Here is a 20,973-nt window from a genome sequence, read left to right on the forward strand (position 1 = left end):
CCTCGAATGTACATTCGAGGCTCAAACCCGGAGGACCGACATGCGCAGACTTATTCTCATCGCCGCCACCGCCATTGCCTCAGCCTTGGCCGCCGGCACAGCCTTGTCACAAGATGCCAAGATGAGCTTCTTCGTCACCAGCGTCGGCTCGGGCAAAGGGGCAGACCTCGGCGGCCTGAAGGGCGCCGACGCGCATTGCGCCTCGCTGGCGGAAGCAGCCGGCGTCACCGGCAAGACCTGGGCCGCATATCTGTCGACCAGCACCGAGGATGCGCGCGACCGCATCGGCAAGGGACCGTGGGTGAATGCCAAGGGCGTCAAGATAGCCGACGACGTCGCCTCGCTGCACGGCGATGCCAACGGCATCACCAAGCAGACGGCGCTCACCGAGAAAGGCGAGATGGTCAACGGCCGCGGCGACACGCCGAACCGCCACGATATGCTGACCGGCTCGAAACCCGACGGCACCAGGATCGCCGACCAGACCTGCGGTGACTGGACGATGAGCGGCACGGAAGGGGCAGCCATGATGGGCCATCACGACCGCACCGGGCTCGACGATTCAGCTGCCGCCAAATCCTGGAACTCTTCGCATGCTTCGCGCGGCGGCTGCGGTCAGGAGGCGCTGAAAGGCACCGGCGGCGACGGCCTGTTCTATTGTTTCGCAACGAATTGACCAGACCTCGCCCGCCCCGCCACATCACGCGGCTGTGATGTGGCGGCGGAAAGCTGAGTCGCGGTCATGCTTTCGTCATTTCCGCAGAGTTGATAGGATCGCATAGATTCCCACAACAAGCCCCGCTGGGCAGAGCAAGGAAATTCCCATGGCTTCGAGCGTAGCGTTGGTCTGGTACCTGGTAATCGCCGGCCCGCAAGGCGGCATGGTCGTGTTGCCCAGCACGTTCGACAAGCGCGAACAATGCACCGCCGCCATCACCGAATACCAGAAGCAGCCGGCCCCGACCGGCTGGTCGCTGCAATGCGTGCCGAGCGCGTCACCCTTCACCGATGAGGGCGACGCGGAGGAACCGGCAGCGCAGTAAGGCGCGATGCGGCGTCAGCGCCGTGCGCTGACCGTCAGTTCCGGCGTCTGGTTGATGGTCTGGAACACCACGCAGTAGCGTTCGGTCAGCTTCAGCAAGGAATCGATGCGCTCCTGCGGCTCATCGGTGTCGAGACTGAAATTCAGCCTGATGGCGCGAAAACCGACCGGCGCATCCTTGGCAACGCCAAGCGTGCCGCGAAAATCAAGGTCGCCTGCGGCCTCGACCGTGGCGGCGCCGAGCTTGAATTCGAGCGCCGTCGCCACCGCCTTGAGCGTCACGCCGGCGCAGGCCACAAGTGCCTCCAGCAGCATGTCGCCCGAGCAAAGCTCGAGCCCCGAGCCGCCGGTTGCGGGATGCAGACCGGCAATCGCGAGAGCCCTGCCCGTCTCGACCTTGCAGGCGATCGACTGGTCATCGAGACTGCCTCTGGCCCTGAGCGTGATGAGCGCGCGCGAAGCATCATCGCGATAGGTCTCTTTCAGCGGCGCCTGCATGGCCTTCAGTGCGGTGGCGTCCATTTCGCTGCCCCTTTCGACGATCGTTTCTGGCGCTGGCATGCGTCAACCCACCGAGATTTGACCCGATCACACCGGAAAGCAAACATAATCATCGCGTTGGGACACAGGCGCGCAATCACTATCCCAAATGGACATTGACGGACGAGGTCTCAAAGACCGTCTGAGCCGTGCGAGTGCCGTCGTCCCATTTTCTGGTGACTGACTCGGGTCAACAAGGGCTGGCGATGGGCAGTCGGGTGTGCCAACGGTTTCTCCTGATAGGAATTTTTTCTTGACAGGGTGAAGGCAGCTATGGTACATTTCTGGTTATGGTGCTGAGTTGCGCCAGGGACCCGCCGTACAGGCGGTTTTTTTCATTCAATGCTCTCTCAATAGCGCGTCGAGAAGGCTTGCACGGAACCCGCTGACCCGGATTCGTTGCTTGATGGCGGGCGATCCGTCTTCAGCCGGACAAGCCTTTCCTTTGACTTCGATCGCATCGGCTATAGCTATGCGACAAGCGTTCTCGCGGAGGCGTCATGCCGTTCAAGTTGAAACTGATCTCTCTCATCCTGCTGATGCTTGCTGCCTTCGCACAGCCTGTCCTGGCTGAAACGCCGGAGAGGCCGGCGCCGACCGGCGGTGTGCTGTCGCTGCTGCCGCCGCCGCAGGTCACCAGCCATTCGATCACGGTTGCCGGACGCAAGCTGGACTATCAGGCCAAGACCGGCACGCTGTCGCTGCTTTCAGGCAAGGCCGACGTCACGGCGGAGATCTTTTATGTCGCCTATACGCTGCGGCCACCGGCTGACGCGGCAAAAACGGCACCACGCCCCATTACCTTCGTCTTCAATGGCGGCCCCGGGGCGGCTTCCGCCTATCTGCATCTCGGTGCGCTCGGTCCGCGCATCATCACGACCGGAGCCGATGGCGAATTCCTGCCGCCGCCGCAAAAGATCATCGACAATCCGGACAGCTGGCTCGACATGACCGACCTCGTCTTTGTCGATCCGGTCGGCACCGGCTACAGCCGCGAGGCTCCCGGGCAGAACACCCACGACTTCTGGGGCGTCAACCAGGACGCCAGCTCGATCGGCGCCTTCATCCGGCTCTATCTGGCGCAGAACGGCCGCAGCAGCTCGCCGCTTTTCCTGGCCGGAGAAAGCTATGGCGGGTTTCGCGCGGCGCTGCTCGCCAGGACTTTGCAGGAAGATGTCGGCCTTAGCCCGAGCGGCATCGTGCTGATCTCGCCGGCGCTGGAATTCATGCTGGTGCAACCCGACGAATTCGAGCCGCTGCACTGGGCTCTCGAACTCCCCTCGCTGGCGTCGGTGCGGCTCAGTGCCGACGGCGTTACCGGCGAGGCGCTGCGGGCGCAGTTGGCCGCGGTCGAGCGCTATGCGCTTGGCGACTACCTCACGGCGCTTGCCAGCGGGCTGGAGCAAGGCGGGCGGCTGGCGAGCCAGCGGGTGGCCGAGATCACCGGCCTGCCCCTCGACCTCGTGCAGCGGAATTTCGCGCGTATACCGACCAGCCTTTTCGCGAGGGAGTTTGCCCGCTCGAAAAGCAAGGTGCTCAGCCCCTATGACGCCATGATCGGCACGGCCGACATCGCTCCTGAAAGCGCTCGCACCGCCGGACCCGATCCTGTGCTCGACCGCAGCGTTCCAGCATTGACCTCGGCTTTTGTCGGCTATGCCCGCGACGAATTGAACTACCACACCGATGTCAGCTACCGGCTGCTCAATGGCGAGATCAGCCGCAATTGGGACTACGGCACATCGCGGCAGGGCTATGCCGGCGTGATGAACGATCTGCAGCGGGCGCGCTCGCTCAATCCCGCGCTCGGCGTCGTCATCGTCAACGGCTACACCGACCTCGTCACGCCCTATCTGGCATCTCGCTATCTGGTGAACCAGGTACCGACGCTCGCCGGTGCAAAGCCCATCCGCGTCGATGTGCTGGACGGAGGACACATGATGTATTTCAGGCCGGACGGAAGGCGGGCGCTCAAGGCAGCGGCGGCGGAGCTTTACCAAGCGACGCAGTAAGCGTCGCTTGGAAACACCGGAGTGGCGGGCAGTCCGCGATACGCTGGCGGGACAGTTCGCTCCTCTGTCCTCCAGGCAAAGGAGCCGCGAAGGACATCGCAGTTCATCTTGGCCGCCGGCTGCCTTCAACCGGCCTGCGGCGCCGAAGCGATCTCACACCCGTGGCTGTGACTTCACATGGGCAATGTAGCCGCGCACGTCGCTGGCCGGGTCTGCATAGGCCTTGCCGAGCTTCTTCTCCATCGCGGCCATGTAGTCGCTGGCCCATTCGGGCAGGGCATAGTCGATGACGGCGAGAAATTCGAGTGTCGCCGCCAGGCGGATATCGGCGATAGACGGGTTCTTGCCTCCAATGAAGGGCTTGCCGTCCCTGAAGAAGGAGTGGAACACCTCCAGCGGTTCGGAGATGGCGGCGATCGCCGCCTTCTGGGCCTCGGCCTTCCTGTCGGGATGAGCGTCGCTGTGGCCGACCTCTCCGGCATATTGCGGGAAACCGAGCGCCGGATAGGTGGCGCGCGCCACATAGGGATAGAGCGTGCCGATCAGGTAGAACATGGCGCTGTCGATCATCGCCCGCTTGGCAGGCGCCTTGGGGTAGAATTTCTCCAGCCCGTGCTTGTTGGCGAGATACTGCATGATGGCGCAGCTTTCCCAAAGCACCCCTCGCGGCAGGCCCTTGTCCTCGATCATCGGAGTCAGATGGGCCGGGTTGCGCGCCATGAATTCGGGCGAACGCGTGCTGCCCCAGGCGTCGGCCTCGGCATGGTCCAGCCCGGCGGCGCGGGCAAACACCCGAACCGTCATGTTGTTGACGCTCGGCTTCAGCATGCTGATCATCAGGGCGGGTTTCTTCGCCGACTTCCCCTTGGTCCTGGACGCGGCTTTGCCGGCAGTTGCTGCTTTTGACGTCGCCTTGGCCGAAGGCTTTGCCGATATTTTTGGCGCCGGCTTGGCTGAAGCTTTTGCTGCTGGCTTTGCCATAGCCTTTGGTGTCGCCTTGGCCGCCGGCTTCCTCGCACCCTTCGTCGCTGTCTTTGCCATCTGTTCCTCCCTTTGTTTATTCAAAATCAATATGGATTGCGCGGCGCCCTGTCGGCCGACAATGTCGCGCGCAAGCGCTCGACCAGCGCCTGGATGGCGTCGGCCAGATGCGCCTCGGCGATGTTGTAGTCGCCACGCGCGACGCGGAGCTTGTGCGCTTCCATCAGCACGTCGGCATGGCTAAAGCCGGCCGGCGGCTCGAAACGGTAGGAAGCAAGTTCGATCAGCAGGCCAAGCGGATCCTCGAAATAGATCGAATCCATGAAACCGCGGTCCTTGACGCCACTGTGCTTGATGGCGCGCTCGTCAAGCCGGGCGACCGCCTGCAGGAAGGTCACGCGCGACACGGCAAAGGCGATGTGGTGGACGCAGCCCGTGTCGGTCGGCGTGCGGCGCTTTGCCGGCGTGCGGGTCTCGTCGGTAAAGATGGTGATCAGCCGCCCGTCGCCCGGATCGAAATAGAGATGGCTTTCGGCTGCCTTGTCGAGGTTGGGTTGCTCGAAAATGAAAGGCATGCCCAGCACGCCTTCCCAGAAATCGATCGATGTCTGGCGACCGGCGCCGACCAGCGTGATGTGATGGACGCCTTGCGATTGCAGTTTCTGCATTGCGTTCTCCCCCTGATGTCGGCGTTTCGATATCCGTAAGTGCCAGCTGTCAGGCCCACCGCGCATGATGCGAATGGCGTCTCTTATGCGAGCGCTGGCTTCCTGATCCGCACCGTTCCCTTGGCTCGCCGAACCTTACGCGCCGGCTTTGTGAGACGATGCTAAACCAATCAGTCGCGCCGCGCCAGAAGCCGCATCGGGATCGGCCCTGCCCCAACGCAAGCACGGCGCTGGAGCAGCGCCATGCAAGGTTTCGCCCCTATAGCTGGCGGGAGCGGAGCCGACAGGGGCCGGAGCCGTTTTCACACAAGGCCGCTTGTCGCATGGCCGATGTCGCCATTCTCGAAACACGCGAAAGGGTTCTCGCCGGTATCCTCCTGACCGGCGCCGCCTATTTGCTTTTTTCGACGCAGGACGCTTCGATCAAGCTGCTGGTAGCCGGCATGAGCGTCTGGCAGATCCTGTTCTTCCGCAGCATCACCATACTGACCGCCTGCGCGGCGATCGGCGGACGGCATCTCTATGCGGAGACGGCGCGGTCGCCGATCGTGTGGCCGATGCTGTTGCGCGGCGTCTTCACCCTGGCGGCGTGGCTTTGTTATTACAATGCCGCGCGCAGCCTGCAGCTCGCCGAACTGACCACCGTCTATTACGCGGCCCCGATCATCGTCACCGTGCTTTCGGTGGTGATGCTTGGCGAAAAAGTGCCAATGCTGCGCTGGCTGGCGGTGGCAATCGGCTTCGCCGGCGTCTTTGTCGCCTGTGACCCTGCCCATCTCGGGCTGTCCGTGCCGGTGCTGCTGGTGCTGGCCGCCGCTTTCCTGTGGGGCATCGCCATCGTGCTGTTGCGCAAGACAGCACTTGCCGAGCGCTCGATGATCCAGCTCATGCTCAACAATTTCTATTTCCTGATATTCTCGGCGGTGCCCGCGCTGCTCTGGTGGAAGATGCCCGGCTGGAGCGAACTGCTTCTGCTTGCCAGCGTCGGCGCGCTCGGCGGCTTGGCGCAGTATCTTCTCTTCGAAGGCATGAAACGGGCGCCGGCCTCGATCATCGCGCCGCTGGAATACACTTCGCTGTTGTGGGCCTTCGCGCTCGGCTTCGCCATCTGGGGCGACGTGCCGCGTCGCGAAGTGTTTTTCGGCGCTGCTCTCATCATCACCGCAGGGCTCCTGATCGTCGGCGGCGAGCATTTCCGCAAACGGCTGTGACGGGCCAGACTGCTGACACTACGATGTCAGGACAGAACCACGTAAATTGGCTTTCATGACCGATGTAGCAGCCGCCACCGACACCGCAGAACGGACACTTGGCATCATCCTGGTGTCGTCGTCGGCGGCGGTGTTCGGATTGACCGGCGTGCTGACCAAATCGATCCATGCCGATCCGCTGACCATCACCTGCTGGCGCGGTTTCGTCGGCTCGATCCTGATCAGCCTCTATGTGCTGTGGCGCCGCCACCGCTCCGGCAACCGCGAAACGCTGCGGCTCGGCTGGCGCGGCTGGCTGCTGGCGGTGGAAGGCGCGCTGGCCAGCATCGCCTTCATCTGCGCCTTCAAATTCACCTTCGTCGCCAATGTCACGGTCATCTACGCGACGTCGCCTTTCATTGCCGCGCTGCTCGCCTTCCTGCTGGTGCGCGAGCCCTTCCGCCTTCAGACGATGTTAGCCGCCGCCGTCTCGCTTTGCGGCGTTGCGGTCATGGTCTGGTCGAGCTTCGGCACAGGCAATCTGTTCGGAGACGGGCTGGCGCTGCTGATGACGATCGGCAGCGCGCTCTACATGATCATGGTGCGCGCCTTCCGCGACACGCCGGCGGTCTGGGCAGGCGCGGTCTCGGCCCTGCTGTTGTTCATACTCGGCTGGTTCGTCACCGACCCGCTTGCCGTCTCGGCAAGGGATGCCGTGCTGCTCGTCGCCTTCGGCTCGAGCTTCGCACTCTCCTCGATCCTGTGGACGGAAGGCGCGAGGCTCATCCCGGCGGCTGAATCCGGCCTGCTCGGCTCTGCCGAAGTGCCGTTCGCGATCCTGTTTGCCTTCCTTTTCCTGGCCGAGATACCGCCCATGGCCAGCATGATCGGCGGCGCAATCGTGCTTTGCGCGGTCTTTGCCCATGCCGGCCGCGACTGGCTGTCGGCAAAGCAGCAACAAGCGCCAGGTCCGTTGTGAAAGCCGAGCCCAAAAAAATTTGCGCAGTCACGGAACCATCATCCGGTTCAGGCATTGTTGAGCCGACGGACCACCCCCCGAGTCCCCCCAAACCCCTCGGTCCGTCCTACTCCAAGCCGACCGCAAGGTCGGCTTTTTCTTTGGCCCCACGCCTGAAGACAGGCAGCTGTCAGCCAAAAAGTCCTGGCACAGCCAGGCCGGCGCCGAGCAGTGCGGCCAAATCCCGCGCCGGGTTCTCGGCATCGGCGCGCAGCCGGATGGCGAATTCGGCAACGGGCACGGGCGGCAGGTCGAACGTGCGCGGTGCTTCGACGATGCCGGAATGGGCAAAGCGCGCGGTGCGCAGCGTCAGCGCAATGCCGGCCTTGACCGCCGTGCGCAGGCCGGCCAGGCTCGCGCTGCCGGCCGCAATGCGATAGCGCCGGCCGGCCGAATCGAGCGCCGAGATCGCCGCTTCGCGGAAGCCGCAATGCGGATCGAGCAGTGCAAGCGGCAACTCGTCCTGTCGCGCTGCCAGTCCTTTTTGCGAACAGAGCCACATCATCGGCTCGCGCAGCATGCCGATTTCGTCCGGCGTCGCAGCTTGCCGCATAACGATCGCCAGATCCAGGCTACCGCCCTGAAGGGCTTGCGCCAGCTCGGCGGAGCGGCCGACGCGCAGCTCGATCCTGACGCGCGGATGGCTTTCGGCGAAAGCACGCAATAGATCGGGCAAGCCGCTGTCGGCGAAATCCTGCGTCGTGCCGATCGCGATGCGTCCATCGGCCTTTGCGCCCTTCAAGCCGAGCCAGGCTTCACGATGCGCTGCAAGGATACGCCGGGCATGGCCGACAAGCTCCTCACCGGTCGGCGTCAGGCCGCGGCCCCTGCCCTGCGGCGCCAGGAGCGGTTCGCCGACAGCCTCTTCCAGCCGCTGCATCTGCGCCGTCACAGCCGACGGTGAACGGCCGACAATAGAGGCCGCCTGCGCCAGCGAGCCGCCGTCGGCGAAGGCGAGGAATGTCCTCAGGAAGTCGGGATCGAGCGTTTTCATAATTCGATATTATCGAACTATTCTTTGAAAACAAGTCGATTTTCATGATTCATGGTCGGTGACATGGTTGCGTCATCGGCTGACAGAGGCCGCCAGAACCAAGGAGAAGGACAATGCCCATCATCAACGTCAGCGTCACCGGGAAGCCCGACGCCACGCTGTCCGCCAGGATCGCCAAGGAGGCGACCGAACTCACCGCCACGCACCTTCGCAAGGATCCGACCATAACGGCGGTTGCCGTCTCTTATCTCGATCCGCAGCACTGGTTCGCCGGCGGCGCGTCGCTGGCCGAGCATGGGACCAATACGTTCTGGCTCGACATCAAGGTGGTCGACGGCACCAACACCAAGCTCGAGCTGGAAGCCTATCTCAAGGCGATCTTCGCCGCCTTCGGGCGCCTGCTCGGGTCCGTGCACGAAGAAAGCTACGCCTTCGTCCACGAAGTGCCGGCCGCCGCCTACGGTTATGGCGGCAAAACGCAGGAATTCCGCTTCATCAGCGGGAGACTGAAGGCGGCGTAAAGGATGCCGCTTTTGCCCTTCCCTTCGTGAGAGGCGGCAAGAGGCCCTTGCGCATTGACCTTGACCGCACATCGTCTAGGTTCTTGCCGAAGCGGCCGCAGAGCCGAGGTGCAAGGAACGTTGGGAGAGACGCGGTATGATCCTGACACTGGCGCTGCTTGCGGGTCTGGTCGTGGCCTGGCTGCTGATCGGGGTGATGGAAAAGTTCCGCCTCGGCCTGCGCTTTACCCAGGCGCTGCTCTACGTGCCGTTCAAGCTCGCCTACCGGATCAGCGACAGCCGCATGGCAATCGCGCGCGATGCGGCGGCGCCAGTCATCTATGTCATCTCACATCAGTCGCATTTCGAACCGGCGCTGATGCTGTCGCTGCTGCCTGACGACACGCTGCACATCCTCGACGGAGCCTCGGCCAGGGCACCATGGCTGGAGCCGTGGCGCGAGCTTGGCCGCACCATCGCCTTCAACGCCGAACACGTCTTCGTCAGCCGCAGGCTGGTGCGCGTGCTGAAGGGCAAGGGCCGGCTTGCCGTCTACCTGCCGGACGCGGTCGAGCCCGACGTCAAGTCGTTCCGGCTGTTTCGCGCTGTCACGCGCATCGCCATGCAGGCCGATGCCCGCATCGTGCCGATCTTCGTCGGCGGCGCCCGCGACCTTCCGGTCTCGTTGACGCCGGCCAGCATCGTGCCCCGGCGCTGGTTCCCGCGCCTGTCGATCAGCGCATTGGAACCAATGACCATCGCCGAGCTGGTGGCGCGCATTCCCGAGCAGGCCTCGAACACCAACGCGCTGTTCGACCGCTTCGCCGAGGCGCGCTTCGCAGCCGCCGATCTCGATCGCGGCCTGTTCCTGGCCATGCGTGATGCCGCAACCAGGGTCGGCGCATCCCATCCGATCATCGAGGACGTCGTCTCGGGCGCGCTCAGCTATCGAAAACTGTTCATCGGCGCGCGCGTGCTGGGCAGGCATTTCGAGGCGGTGACGGCGCCCGGCGAAGCGGTCGGCCTGCTCCTGCCCAACGCCAATGGCGTGGTGCTGTCCCTGGTCGGGCTGCTCTCGGCCGGTCGGGTGGCCGCGATGATCAACTACACCGCGGGTCCGGCCAGCGTCACCGCCGCCATCCGCACGGCGGTGATCCGCACGGTCGTCTCCTCCCGCGCCTTCATCGAGAAGGCCGACCTCGGCGATATCGTGACGGCGGTCGAAAAGGGCGGCGCGAAATTTCTCTGGCTGGAGGATACACGCGCAAGCGTGACGGCGCTGGAAAAGCTTACCGCCGCCTTGCTGTGGCGCTGGCCGCTGCAGCGCCAGGACGCAGCCAAACCCGCGGTCATCCTGTTCACCTCCGGTTCGGAAGGCACGCCGAAGGCGGTGGTGCTGTCGCACAAGAACCTTTACGCCAACGCCATGCAGGCGGAAGCCCGTATCACCATCTCGCCGGCCGATATCCTGCTCAACGTATTGCCTGTGTTCCACTCCTTCGGGCTGACGGGCGGCACCATTCTGCCGCTGGTCACAGGCGTAAAGTTGTTCCTCTACCCCTCGCCTCTCCACTACAAGATCATCCCCGAGATCGCCCGTAAGGTGAAGCCGACGGTCATGTTCGGCACCGACACTTTCCTCGCCAATTACGCGCGCACCGCCAAGGACGGCGATTTTTCCAGCCTGCGCTTCGTCGTCGCCGGCGCCGAAGCGGTGAAGCCGGAAACCCGCCGCACCTATCGCGAGCGTTTCCAGGCCGAGATCATCGAAGGCTTTGGGCTGACCGAGGCCGCGCCCGTGGTTGCCGTCAACACCGCCATCCATAGCCGCGACGGCACCGTCGGGCGGCTGCTGCCGGCCATCCGCATGAAGCTCGAACCCGTCGACGGCATCGATGGCGCCGGCCGTCTGTGGCTCGACGGCCCGAATATGATGATGGGCTACATGACCGCCGACCGACCGGGCGAATTGCAGCGGCTCGAGGGCTGGCACGACACCGGCGACATCGTCTCGGTCGACCGCGAGGGCTTCATCACCATTCGCGGCCGGGCCAAGCGTTTCGCCAAGATCGCCGGCGAGATGGTGTCGCTGGGTGCGGTCGAGATGCTGGTGCAGTCGCTGTGGCCGGAAGAGCGCCATGCCGCCGTGGCGGTGCCCGACAAACGGCGCGGCGAGCGCATCGTGCTGGTGACCACCGCCGACGATGCGAGTGCCGAGGAACTGCGCCAATTCGGCAAGAAGGCCGGGGCGGCCGAACTGATGGTGCCCAACGACATCGTCAAGGTGGAAGAGATCCCGGCGCTGGGCTCGGGCAAGACCGACTATGTGTCGGCCCGCAGACTGGCCATCGATCGTCTGGGGCTGAGTGCGGCGGCGTAGCCGAACGGCCTGAAGGGTCGTCTCGCCTAAATCGCAGGCCCGGGCGCAAAGCGCTGGCTTTCAATGCACCCTCTGTCGCCTTCGGCGACATCCCCGCCTTCAAAGAGGGATAACAGCGTTATCCTATATCCGAAGGCGGCACCTGCTCGCCTTCCAGCCTGGCGCGCTTCGAATAGGCACGCACGCTGAAGGGCAGGAAGAGGAGATAACCGGCGACGGAGGCCGTCAGCGTGTACCAGGGATAGGTCATCAAGAGCAGGATGTAGAGCACGACCCCCAGGATGACCGGCAATACCTTGTCACCCGGCACCTTGACGCTCTTACCCGAATAGACCGGCAAACGGCTGACCAGCAGGAAGGCGACCAGTACGGTGAAGCCGGTGGCGATGAAGGCGGCCGGGCGGCCGGGCTCCAGCCCAAGCCGCAGGAAATACAGATAAAGCGGCAGCATCACCAGCACGGCGCCCGCCGGCGCCGGTACCCCAACGAAATATTCGGTCTGCCATGCCGGCCGCTCGGCCTTTTCCTCGTCAAGAACATTGAAGCGGGCGAGCCGCATGCCGCAGGCGATGGTGAACAAAAGGGCGGCAATCCAGCCCGGCGATCCCGCGCGGTCGAGCAGGAAAGCGTAAAGCACCAGCGCGGGCGCGACGCCGAAATTGACGATGTCGGCCAGCGAATCCATCTGCGCGCCGAATTTCGACGTTGCCTTCAGCATTCGCGCCAACCGGCCGTCTATGCCGTCGAGGAACGCGGCGAGCAGCACCATGACCACCGCGGGCTCGAAGCGGTTCTCGAAAGCGAAGCGGATGCCGGACAAGCCGGCACAGATGGCGAGCACCGTAACCAGATTGGGCAGCACCATGCGCATCGGGATTTCGCGGATGCGCGGGCCGCCGCTGGCATGCGCCTCGAATTTCTTGAACGGCGCGCCCACCGGTCAGGAGATCCGCACGAGAGGCGTGGCGGCGATACCGCCGAATTCCGCCAGCACCGTTTCGCCGGCGACCGCCGTCTGGCCGACGGCCACGCGTGGTGTCGCCGCCTCCGGCAGGAAGACGTCGACGCGCGAGCCGAAGCGGATCAGGCCGAAACGCTCGCCGATGGCGATCGAGCCGCCGGTCTCGGCCCAGCAGACGATGCGCCGCGCCACGAGGCCAGCGATCTGCACTGCCGCGACGGTGCCGTTGGGGCTGTCGATGACCAGCCCGTTGCGCTCGTTCTCGGTGCTTGCCTTGTCGAGTTCGGCATTGAGGAATTTCCCCGGCCGATGCTCGATACGGGAAATCTTGCCGCGCACCGGGGCGCGGTTCACGTGGCAGGAAAAGACGTTCATGAACACCGATATCCGGGTCATTTCGGTATTGCCGAGGCCAAGCTCGCGCGGCGGCACGGCCGGGCCGACCGCCGAGATGACGCCGTCGGCGGGGCTCACCACCAGACGGTCGTCGACCGGCGTCACCCGCTCGGGATCGCGGAAGAAATAGGCGCACCAGGCGGTGAGGATGAGCCCGATCCAGAACAGGATCGAGGAGAAATAGCCGAGGAAAAGCGTGCCCGCGCCGAACGCGGCGATGAACGGATAGCCCTCGCGATGGATCGGTACGAACGCGTTCTTGACCGTATCGACAAGGCTCATGGGATGGGGCAGTCCCTGTTTCAGGTCCGGCCTCAATAACCGAAACACCCTCTGCCCGCAACGCGACAATGGGAAAGGAGGGTGGACGAGCTAGCCCGCAGCAGCGGAACGATCAAAGTGCTCGGCGAGTTCCGGGATTGTAGCGTCGGCAAGCTTTTCGTTATCTTTGCCACGCAAGAGCACACTACCATTCCACGAAGACAGCAAGAGGAAGGCCCGGTCAGACGCCAACACCACCCAGTTCACGACCACGCCTTCCGCCGTTTGCACGATTGAGTTCGCTGAAACGATGGCGTCCGTCGGGTCGAATCCGGCTTTGCGCAGTAGAAGGTCGACAGCAGCCGGGGCATGATACTGCTCAGCCAATTCGACAACCATTTTGATTTCCGAGCCTTCAGCGTGGCCAAGTCGGTTGCCTACTCGCGGAGCGATGGCTCCCAAAGAATTCTCACCCGGGCGTATGACCGGTGGGTCTTCCGCCGCGATGTATTCGTAGATATCGGCGTGCGTCTCAGTTGCAACGCATAGCCGAGGCTCCTTCGCACTGGTACGCAGTTGGAAAACCATCTGCATCTCACCCCCGACATCCAGCATTCTTGCCATGCCAAAGCCCAATCTGACCTCAGGCGGAGACACCTTGGCGCAGGCGAGACCGGCCCCAACGTCGCGCCAGCCGATCATCTGGCGCACCAGCTTGCTAATCGAACGATGAAGAAGCCTGGCTTCGCGTTGCGGGTTGGCCATCACCAGACCGTGTATAACATCGCTGTAATCGTCATCTTCGACAATCTGTAGATCAGGCCACGAGACGATCCAGCGCGCCAAGAAACCCTGCATCGGTGCAGCCTCATCTGCGTGGTAGAACTCACCGTCAAGCGCATCCAGAAAATCGTCGCAACCACCCTCGAAGCCCGTTTGTTCGGCCGCCTCATCGGGATGCTCGGCAATCCAGGAGGACATCTTTTCCAAAGTCGCCAATTGGCCGCTCGCACCGCTAGCAGCGAGTCCAACTCGGGCGTTCGTAATCATGGCGTTGGTTTCCTCTGCGCCATTGTAGATGAATTGACTGTGCCCGCCATTCTTCACCTCAGCCGAGTACGAGTTTGCGTGGGAAACCTGCATCGCCCTCGGGCTGATCTCCGGATATCGGTAGAGCCCTTCATAAGTCATGGTTTGGATGAAAATCTCAACGGCGAAGACGAGCTCCGAGGGGCTATCGATTGCCTGTTCTACTGTTGAACGGCGCACAAAAACCGGCAGCGGCAGCCTGACCTGTGGCCACCTGGCAGCATTCGACGCGAGTTTTTCAGACGTTTTTCTGGACTTGCGAAAGAAAAATCCGAACATCGAAAATGCTTTCATAGACCGCAAAGCAACCGCGGCTGGTTGTTCCCGAGGTGACAATATCACCTGTTCTTAGATTTGAAAGAGACCCAGGTATGTGCAGATTTGGCGGGGTCACCATCGCGCAGTAGCCTTTTAGAATTGTCGGCCGCCATGTCGGCAAGCCATACGCTCGCCCGTCCTTGGCAGGACAGTGCCCCGCGACGCCTTCGGAACGGTGACGTGGGTCACGCAGCCAAGGAGCCAGCCAATGTCATCCGTTGCCGAGAACGCCAAGATTATCGCCAAGGGCCTCGCTTTCGGGGAATCGCCGCGTTGGCATGAGGGACGCCTGTGGCTCTGCAACTGGGGTACCGGAGAGATCGTCGCCGTGAGCGACGAGGGCAAGAGCAGGGTGATGCTCACCGTGCCAGCGGTCCTGCCCTACTCCATCGACTGGCTGCCGGATGGCAGGTTGCTCGTGATTTCAGGCCGCGAAGGCCTGCTGCTAAGGCAGGAGGTGGATGGCAGGCTCGTCACCCATGCCGATCTGCGCGACCTTTCGAAAAGCCCCTGGAACGAGATCGTCGTCGATGGGCGCGGCAATATCTATGTCAATGGCGGCGGCCCGGCGCCGGCACCCGGCCAGCATTTCGGCCCGGGCACGATCGTGCTGATCACGCCGGACGGGACGGCCATGCAAGTGGCTGGGAATATCGCGTTTGCCAATGGCATGGCTGTGACCCCGGACAACAGGACGCTGATCATTGCCGAGTCCCACTCCAACCGGCTGACCGCCTTCGACATAGCCGCCGACGGCACTCTGGCTAATCGGCGGGTGTGGGCCGATGTCGACGGCTATCCCGATGGCATCTGCCTCGATGCCGAAGGGGCGGTCTGGTACGCGGATGTTCCCAACAAGCGCTGTGCGCAGGTACGCGAAGGCGGTGAAGTGATGCAGACCGTGACCGCCGATCGCGGCTGCTTCGCCTGCATGCTGGGCGGTGTCGACGGCAGGACGCTGTTCATCACCGCAGCCGAGTGGCGCGGCTTCGACCACATGACAAGCGACGCCCGCACTGGTCAGGTGCTGGGCGTCGCTGTTTCCTCGCCTGGCGCGGGATGGCCGTCTTACATTTCGGTCACACGCTGATTGGCGAAAGCGACGGAGATAGCCAACGCCGCTACGACAGTTCCGACGTGCGCCTGCGCACCACCACACCCAGTTCGTCGCTTTCGCGGGCGATGCGCAGACGCTCCTCGGCTTCGGTCGCCTCGCGCTGGCGGTCCCACATCGAGGCGTAAAGCCCGTGCTTGCGCATCAGATCGGCATGTGTACCGCGTTCGGCGATCTGGCCGTCCTTGAGCACGATGATTTCGTCGGCCGTGATCACCGTCGACAGCCGGTGGGCGATGACGATGGTGGTGCGGCCCCGGCTGACCAGGTCGAGCGCGGCCTGGATTTCCTGTTCGGTATGGCTGTCCAGCGCCGAAGTCGCCTCATCGAGCATCAGGATTGGCGGCGCCTTGAGGATGGTGCGGGCAATCGCCACGCGCTGCTTCTCGCCGCCGGAAAGCTTCAGCCCGCGCTCGCCGACCATCGAGCGGTAACCCTCGGGCAGCCGCTCGATGAAGGGGCCGATCTGGGCGAGTTCGGCCGCCTTGCGCACCTCCTCCTCGCTGGCGCCGATGCGGCCGTAGCGGATGTTGTAGGCGATGGTGTCGTTGAACAGCACGGTGTCCTGAGGCACCATGCCGATCGCCGCGCGCAGGCTCTCCTGCGTCACCTCCCTGACATCCTGGCCGTCGATCAGCACCTGGCCCGACTGGATGTCGTAGAAGCGGAACAGCAGCCGCGAGATGGTCGACTTGCCCGCGCCCGAAGGACCGACGATGGCGACGGTCTTGCCGGCCGGCACCTCGAAGCTGATGCCTTTCAGGATCTTGCGGTTCGGGTCGTAGGAGAAATGCACGTCACGGAATTCGACCTTGCCGGCCTCGATCGCGAGCGGCCTGGCATCAGATTTGTCGACGATCTCCTGCGGCACGTCGAGCAGGTCGAACATCTGCTCGATATCGGTGAGGCCCTGGCGAATCTCGCGGTAGATGAAGCCGATGAAATTGAGCGGCACCGAGAGCTGCATCAGCATGGCGTTGATGAAGACGAAATCACCGACGGTCTGCGTGCCACGTTGCACTTCGAGCGCGGACATGCACATCACGATGACCGTGCCCAGCCCATAGATGACGCCCTGGCCGAAATTCAGCCAGCCGAGCGACGTCCAGATTCTCGTCGCCGACATCTCGTAGCGCGCCATGGAGCGGTCGAAGCGCTCGGCCTCCATGGCCTCGTTGTTGAAATATTTGACCGTCTCGAAATTGAGCAGAGAGTCGATCGCCTTGGTGTTGGCGTCGGTGTCGCTGTCGTTCATGTCGCGGCGGATCGAAATGCGCCAGTCGCTGGCGCGAACCGTGAACCAGACATAGAGCCAGACGGTGACCGCCACCACGGCTACGTATTTCCAGCCATAGGTGTAGGCGAAGATGCCCGTGGTCAGCGCGAATTCGAGGATGGTCGGCGCCGTGTTGAGCATGATGAAGCGCACGATCGTCTCGATGCCCTTGGTGCCGCGCTCGATAATGCGCGACAAGCCGCCGGTGCGCCGTTCGAGATGGAAGCGCAGGGACAACTGGTGCATGTGGACGAAGGTGCGGAAGGCAAGCTGGCGCACCGCGTACTGGCCGACGCGGGCAAACAGCGCGTCGCGCAACTGGTTGAAGCCGAGTTGCACGAGCCGCACGACATTGTAGGCGACAACCAACATGACTGGGGCGAGCAGGAAGGCGGGCAGCGGCGGCGTCGATCTGCCGTCACCGGCCAAGGCGTCGGTCGCCCATTTGAAGAAATAGGGTCCCGCGACCAATGTCAGCTTGGCAACCACCAGCAGAATTGTCGCCCAGGTGACGCGCGCCCGCAGATCGGCACGATCCGCCGGCCACATATAGGGCCAGAGGTTAAGCAGCGTCTTGAAGGTCGGGGAATCGGCGGAGACGGTTTTTTCGGCCACTTTTCTTGCCTTTTGGGTGAGCGGGTCAGCGGCTGGTCGAGCAGGAAACGACGAGCGCGCTCAACGAAGCCGACACGCCGGCAAGCGCGGCTTGGTCCACCTCGTAGCGCGAGCGCTGGCGGTCAGGCGCGAAGCGCACCAGCCCCGCCTCGACCAGGATCTTCAGATGCTGCGAGACGGTCGACTGGGCGAGATCGAGATGGTCGACAACGTCCCGACAGCAGCAGAAACCGCTGGCGGACAGGCGTTTCAGGATCTCGATGCGCGCAGGGTGCGAGAGCGCGGCGAAGCGGGCCGCGATGGAGTGGCTGTCGGTGGTGCAAGAGGTTGGCGCGCTCGTCGCGCGGTCCGGTTCAGGCAGGGATTCGGTCATCGTTCATCGGCGATAGACGATGAACAGTGACGAGGCAAGCTGGCCGGATGGGGAGATTGCAGGCGGAGGGCTGCGAAGGATCGGCTTCGGAACGGCTTGCAGCCGCCCCGCTGACGCTTGCCTACTCCGTCTTCGCCGAATGCGTCGTCATCTGGTCACCCATCGCCTTGAGGTCGGCGGCCTCGCCTTCCTTAGACCGTGGCGGGACCTTGAACACCTGTCCCGGCCAGATGCGGTCGGGATTGCGGATCTGGTCCTGGTTGGCGAGATAGATGGTCGAGTAGCGCATGCCATAGCCGTAAACGCGCCGCGAAATCCGCCACAGCGTGTCGTGACGGCGGATGATCACGGCGCCGTTGGCATGTTCGAGCTTGGGTGAAACAGTCTCGGCCACATCGGAAGGCGGCGTGGCCACTGCATCGGCCGGAGCCGGTTCCGCCGGGTTGGCGGGCGCTTCAGCGGCAGCCGACGGTTCGGCAGACTTTGCATCGGCCGCCTTGGATCCAGCAGGCGCCACGGCGGCGACCGCCTCGCCCGGTTCGCGCTCGAACGGTACGGCGGCGCGGGCCACCACCTTCACCCCGTCGGCATCGAGGCCATCGACACGGATGGTGTAACTGCCGACCGGTACGTCGCGCCTCGCCTCAACCAGGAAATGGCCATTCGGCGATGTCTGCGCTTCGCCAAGCAGGATGTCGTTGGCATAGGCGCGCACCTTGCGGCCCGGGTCGGCGAGGCCGGCGACAAAAATCTTGCTGCCGTCAATCTCGACCGCTTCGACGACGATCTTGGGTTCGGCCACGGATGGCGCGGGCGGCGTTGTCGGCGCCGCAGGAGCAGGCGTTGCTTCGATGGCGGCGGACGCGCCTGGCGCCGGAGCCGCGGCTGCAGGCGCTTCCGGTGTTGTCTGCGGCTGGGGCACGGTCAGCAGTTCGGCCGGCTTGCCCGGTTCCTCGACCATGGCCAGCACCTGACCGCTCGCATTGGCGGGAATGGAGACGACGGCCGTCTGGGCCGAAGCGGTCACCACATCGCCGGCGGTGGAGCGCAAGGCAATCGTATAGTCACCGGGCTTCAGCGGATCATCGAGCACGATGACGAAGGCGCCATCCGGACCAGCGACCGTCGAGCCGATCACGGTCGAACCGTTGAGGATCTCGACCTTTGAATTGGGCGCGGCATTGCCGGCGACGACGATCGAACCATCGCCTTCAACGCGCACCACGTCGAAGGTCGGGGCGATCGGACCCGCGACGGCAGGCGCGGTTGCCTCAGAGGTGGGAGCGGACGGTGCCGCAGCCTGCGGCAGCCGCGCTTCCGTGCCCGGATTGGCCGGCTTCGGCGCCACAGGCGGAGCCTGCGCCGCGACGTCCGCCGGCGGCGTGCGATTGAAATATGGGGCGAGCGCGCCCGACACATAGGCGGTTCCCGCGACCGCAACGGTCCCACCCGCCGCGAACAGAAACGCCTTCAACGGATTGATCGCCATCTACTTCCCTGCCCCTTAGCCACCTAACGCCGGTCTAGCCTGTTTTACCATCACCGACAAGAAAAAGCCCGGACTTCTCGGCCCTTAGGGCTTGACCGCGCTTTCAGACCCAATCACCAATCATCGGCATGAATACGATTCGATCCGTCTGCGTGTATTGCGGCTCGTCTCCGGGCCGTGATGAAACCTATGTCAAGGCTGGTCACCTGCTCGGGCGATCGCTTGCGCGCTCCGGCCTCAGGCTGATCTATGGCGGCGGCACCAAAGGCATCATGGGCGCCGTCGCTGAAGGCGCGCTCAAGGCCGGCGGCAAGGTCACCGGCATTATTCCCCGCTTCCTGATCAACAGGGAAGCAACCGAAACCGCGCTAGACCGGCTCGACGAGCTCGTGATCACCGAAAACATGCACGAGCGCAAACATAAGATGTTCGAGAAATCCGACGCCTTTGTGGCGCTGCCGGGCGGCATCGGCACAGTCGAGGAGATCGTCGAGGTCATGACCTGGGCGCAACTTGGCCATCACCGCAAGCCGATCGTCTTCGGCAATGTCGGCGGATTCTGGGATCCGATGCTGGCGCTTATCGACCATATGGCAACCGAAGGCTTCATTCACACCGCACAGCGGGTCAAGCCGCTGGTCGTCAATGACCCCGAGGCAATCGTCGCCGCCATCATGGTGGCAGGCTCCTCGGTCGATGCGCCGACGGAGGGCGTGCAGTCGGTGATAGATAAGATGTAGGGGAGTAAGGGAGTAAGGGAGTAGGGGAGTAAGGCAGTAGCGGAAGACAGAACCTACTGCCCTACTGCCCTACTGCCCTACTGCCCTACTGCCCTACTGCCCTACTGCCCTACTGCCGGCCAGCCGCAGATCATCGATTACCGCCCGCCGATCTTGGCGCCGCCAGGCGAAATGGATCGAGACCTTGCGCTCGAACCATGGCAGGTCCCGAAACAGGATCCCGGGCGGCGCGGCGATGCGCAGGCTCGACTGGACGGTGGCAAGGCCGAGGCCGGCGCTGACAAGGCCGAGCGAGGTCAACGGGTCCGCCGTCTCATAGGCGATATCGGGCAGGAAACCCGCCTTGGCGCAGGCGGCCAGGAACTGGCCGCGATTGGTGTCGTCGGGCTGGCGCACGACGGTGATCCAGACGCGGCCGTCGAGATGGTGCGGCTGGATATCGGCCACTTCGGCGAGCGGATCGCCTTCGGGCATCGCCAGCGCCAGCGGCTCGTGGCGCAGCGGCATGCTGGCGACATCGGGATCGTCCGCGGCGGGCGGCGAATAGACCAGGCCCAGATCCAGCGACCGCTGCCGCAGCTCCTCGATCTGCGCCGCCGAGCGCAGGCTTCTCAACTGGAGATGAAAATCCGGCCGGTCGCGGCGGAATTGGCGCAGCATCGCGGCGACAAGCCCGGCGTGCACGGCGCCTTCGACATAGCCGATGGCAAGACGCCCGACAGACCCGCTGGCAAGGTTTCGACCAAGTTCCTCCAGCCGGCGCGCGTTCGACAGCAGCGCGCGGGCCTCGGCGAGAAAGGCGCGGCCCTCGGCATTGAGATGGACGCGCTGTTTTACCCGTTCGAACAGGGTTACGCCAAGCTGCTGTTCAAGCTGCATGATCTGCCGGCTCAGCGGCGACTGCGAAATATGCAGCAGCTCGGCGGCGCGACCGACATTGCCGGTTTCCGCGACGGCGACGAAATATCGGATCTGGCGCAAGTCGAACATTTTTTGCTCCGCGCGGCATCAAGTCT

20 protein-coding genes are annotated in these 20,973 nt (G+C 63.8%); 9 read left to right on the top strand and 11 right to left on the bottom strand.

Annotated features, from left to right (window positions below):
• Positions 1 to 40: 40 nt before the first annotated feature.
• Both FJ973_RS10955 and FJ973_RS10960 read left to right on the top strand, forming a co-directional pair.
• Positions 41 to 676 carry a hypothetical protein gene (locus tag FJ973_RS10955; protein WP_140555762.1) on the top strand — a complete coding sequence of 212 codons (636 nt, stop codon included), beginning with the start codon at positions 41 to 43 and terminating at the stop codon, positions 674 to 676.
• Between the two features lie 148 nt (positions 677 to 824).
• A complete protein-coding gene (locus FJ973_RS10960; protein WP_140494486.1) occupies positions 825 to 1,043 on the top strand; it encodes a hypothetical protein in 219 nt (72 codons plus the stop codon).
• Positions 1,044 to 1,057: 14 nt separating this feature from the next.
• Here FJ973_RS10960 and FJ973_RS10965 read toward each other — a convergent pair whose 3' ends face one another.
• Positions 1,058 to 1,564, bottom strand: a complete 507-nt coding sequence (locus tag FJ973_RS10965; protein WP_140555930.1) for an OsmC family protein — start codon at positions 1,562 to 1,564, stop codon at positions 1,058 to 1,060.
• Positions 1,565 to 2,082: 518 nt separating this feature from the next.
• Between FJ973_RS10965 and FJ973_RS10970 the strand changes: the two genes are divergently transcribed.
• The gene (locus FJ973_RS10970; protein WP_140517839.1) at positions 2,083 to 3,594 is read left to right on the top strand and encodes a peptidase S10; all 1,512 of its coding nucleotides are present in this window, start codon (positions 2,083 to 2,085) and stop codon (positions 3,592 to 3,594) included.
• A gap of 153 nt (positions 3,595 to 3,747) precedes the next feature.
• On the opposite strand, the gene FJ973_RS10975 is transcribed toward FJ973_RS10970, so the two are convergent.
• Both FJ973_RS10975 and FJ973_RS10980 read right to left on the bottom strand, forming a co-directional pair.
• The gene (locus tag FJ973_RS10975; protein WP_140520661.1) at positions 3,748 to 4,635 is read right to left on the bottom strand and encodes a glutathione S-transferase family protein; all 888 of its coding nucleotides are present in this window, start codon (positions 4,633 to 4,635) and stop codon (positions 3,748 to 3,750) included.
• A 26-nt stretch (positions 4,636 to 4,661) separates the two neighbouring features.
• Complete coding sequence (locus FJ973_RS10980; protein WP_140555764.1) at positions 4,662 to 5,243, bottom strand: VOC family protein; 582 nt, start codon at positions 5,241 to 5,243, stop codon at positions 4,662 to 4,664.
• 323 nt (positions 5,244 to 5,566) lie between these two features.
• On the opposite strand from FJ973_RS10980, the gene FJ973_RS10985 reads away from it, so the two are divergent.
• Together FJ973_RS10985 and FJ973_RS10990 are read left to right on the top strand one after the other, a co-directional pair.
• Positions 5,567 to 6,454 (top strand): DMT family transporter, encoded by an 888-nt coding sequence (locus tag FJ973_RS10985; RefSeq protein ID WP_140555766.1) that lies wholly within the window; start codon positions 5,567 to 5,569, stop codon positions 6,452 to 6,454.
• Between the two features lie 55 nt (positions 6,455 to 6,509).
• Positions 6,510 to 7,412 (top strand): DMT family transporter, encoded by a 903-nt coding sequence (locus FJ973_RS10990; protein WP_140517836.1) that lies wholly within the window; start codon positions 6,510 to 6,512, stop codon positions 7,410 to 7,412.
• 169 nt (positions 7,413 to 7,581) lie between these two features.
• On the opposite strand, the gene FJ973_RS10995 is transcribed toward FJ973_RS10990, so the two are convergent.
• A complete protein-coding gene (locus tag FJ973_RS10995; protein WP_140555767.1) occupies positions 7,582 to 8,445 on the bottom strand; it encodes a LysR substrate-binding domain-containing protein in 864 nt (287 codons plus the stop codon).
• A 113-nt stretch (positions 8,446 to 8,558) separates the two neighbouring features.
• On the opposite strand from FJ973_RS10995, the gene FJ973_RS11000 reads away from it, so the two are divergent.
• Both FJ973_RS11000 and FJ973_RS11005 read left to right on the top strand, forming a co-directional pair.
• Entirely contained in the window at positions 8,559 to 8,966 is a 408-nt protein-coding gene (locus tag FJ973_RS11000; protein ID WP_140517834.1) for a 4-oxalocrotonate tautomerase family protein, read from the top strand.
• 136 nt (positions 8,967 to 9,102) lie between these two features.
• Positions 9,103 to 11,325 (top strand): AMP-binding protein, encoded by a 2,223-nt coding sequence (locus FJ973_RS11005; RefSeq protein WP_140517833.1) that lies wholly within the window; start codon positions 9,103 to 9,105, stop codon positions 11,323 to 11,325.
• A gap of 118 nt (positions 11,326 to 11,443) precedes the next feature.
• Here the strand turns inward: FJ973_RS11005 and FJ973_RS11010 are convergent, their stop codons facing one another.
• From FJ973_RS11010 to FJ973_RS11020, 3 genes are all read right to left on the bottom strand, one after another.
• Positions 11,444 to 12,262, bottom strand: coding sequence for a phosphatidylcholine/phosphatidylserine synthase (locus FJ973_RS11010; protein WP_140494505.1), 819 nt, complete (start codon positions 12,260 to 12,262; stop codon positions 11,444 to 11,446).
• A gap of 3 nt (positions 12,263 to 12,265) precedes the next feature.
• On the bottom strand, positions 12,266 to 12,964 hold the full coding sequence (locus tag FJ973_RS11015) for a phosphatidylserine decarboxylase (RefSeq protein ID WP_140494507.1): 699 nt from the start codon (positions 12,962 to 12,964) through the stop codon (positions 12,266 to 12,268).
• Between the two features lie 90 nt (positions 12,965 to 13,054).
• Positions 13,055 to 14,326, bottom strand: a complete 1,272-nt coding sequence (locus tag FJ973_RS11020) for a DUF4375 domain-containing protein (RefSeq protein ID WP_140555769.1) — start codon at positions 14,324 to 14,326, stop codon at positions 13,055 to 13,057.
• 232 nt (positions 14,327 to 14,558) lie between these two features.
• On the opposite strand from FJ973_RS11020, the gene FJ973_RS11025 reads away from it, so the two are divergent.
• Entirely contained in the window at positions 14,559 to 15,440 is an 882-nt protein-coding gene (locus FJ973_RS11025; RefSeq protein ID WP_140555771.1) for an SMP-30/gluconolactonase/LRE family protein, read from the top strand.
• A 31-nt stretch (positions 15,441 to 15,471) separates the two neighbouring features.
• Here the strand turns inward: FJ973_RS11025 and FJ973_RS11030 are convergent, their stop codons facing one another.
• From FJ973_RS11030 to FJ973_RS11040, 3 genes are all read right to left on the bottom strand, one after another.
• The gene (locus FJ973_RS11030; RefSeq protein ID WP_140494512.1) at positions 15,472 to 17,355 is read right to left on the bottom strand and encodes an ABC transporter ATP-binding protein/permease; all 1,884 of its coding nucleotides are present in this window, start codon (positions 17,353 to 17,355) and stop codon (positions 15,472 to 15,474) included.
• A 25-nt stretch (positions 17,356 to 17,380) separates the two neighbouring features.
• On the bottom strand, positions 17,381 to 17,728 hold the full coding sequence (locus tag FJ973_RS11035) for a metalloregulator ArsR/SmtB family transcription factor (RefSeq protein ID WP_140494514.1): 348 nt from the start codon (positions 17,726 to 17,728) through the stop codon (positions 17,381 to 17,383).
• A 121-nt stretch (positions 17,729 to 17,849) separates the two neighbouring features.
• On the bottom strand, positions 17,850 to 19,217 hold the full coding sequence (locus FJ973_RS11040; RefSeq protein WP_140555772.1) for a LysM peptidoglycan-binding domain-containing protein: 1,368 nt from the start codon (positions 19,215 to 19,217) through the stop codon (positions 17,850 to 17,852).
• Positions 19,218 to 19,345: 128 nt separating this feature from the next.
• Here FJ973_RS11040 and FJ973_RS11045 point away from each other — a divergent pair, with 128 nt between their 5' ends.
• The gene (locus FJ973_RS11045; protein WP_140517827.1) at positions 19,346 to 19,957 is read left to right on the top strand and encodes a TIGR00730 family Rossman fold protein; all 612 of its coding nucleotides are present in this window, start codon (positions 19,346 to 19,348) and stop codon (positions 19,955 to 19,957) included.
• A gap of 93 nt (positions 19,958 to 20,050) precedes the next feature.
• Here the strand turns inward: FJ973_RS11045 and FJ973_RS11050 are convergent, their stop codons facing one another.
• Positions 20,051 to 20,947 carry a LysR substrate-binding domain-containing protein gene (locus tag FJ973_RS11050; protein ID WP_140555774.1) on the bottom strand — a complete coding sequence of 299 codons (897 nt, stop codon included), beginning with the start codon at positions 20,945 to 20,947 and terminating at the stop codon, positions 20,051 to 20,053.
• Between the last annotated feature and the right edge of the window lie 26 nt (positions 20,948 to 20,973).

Source organism: Mesorhizobium sp. B2-1-3 (genome assembly GCF_006442495.1).
Lineage (GTDB): Bacteria > Pseudomonadota > Alphaproteobacteria > Rhizobiales > Rhizobiaceae > Mesorhizobium.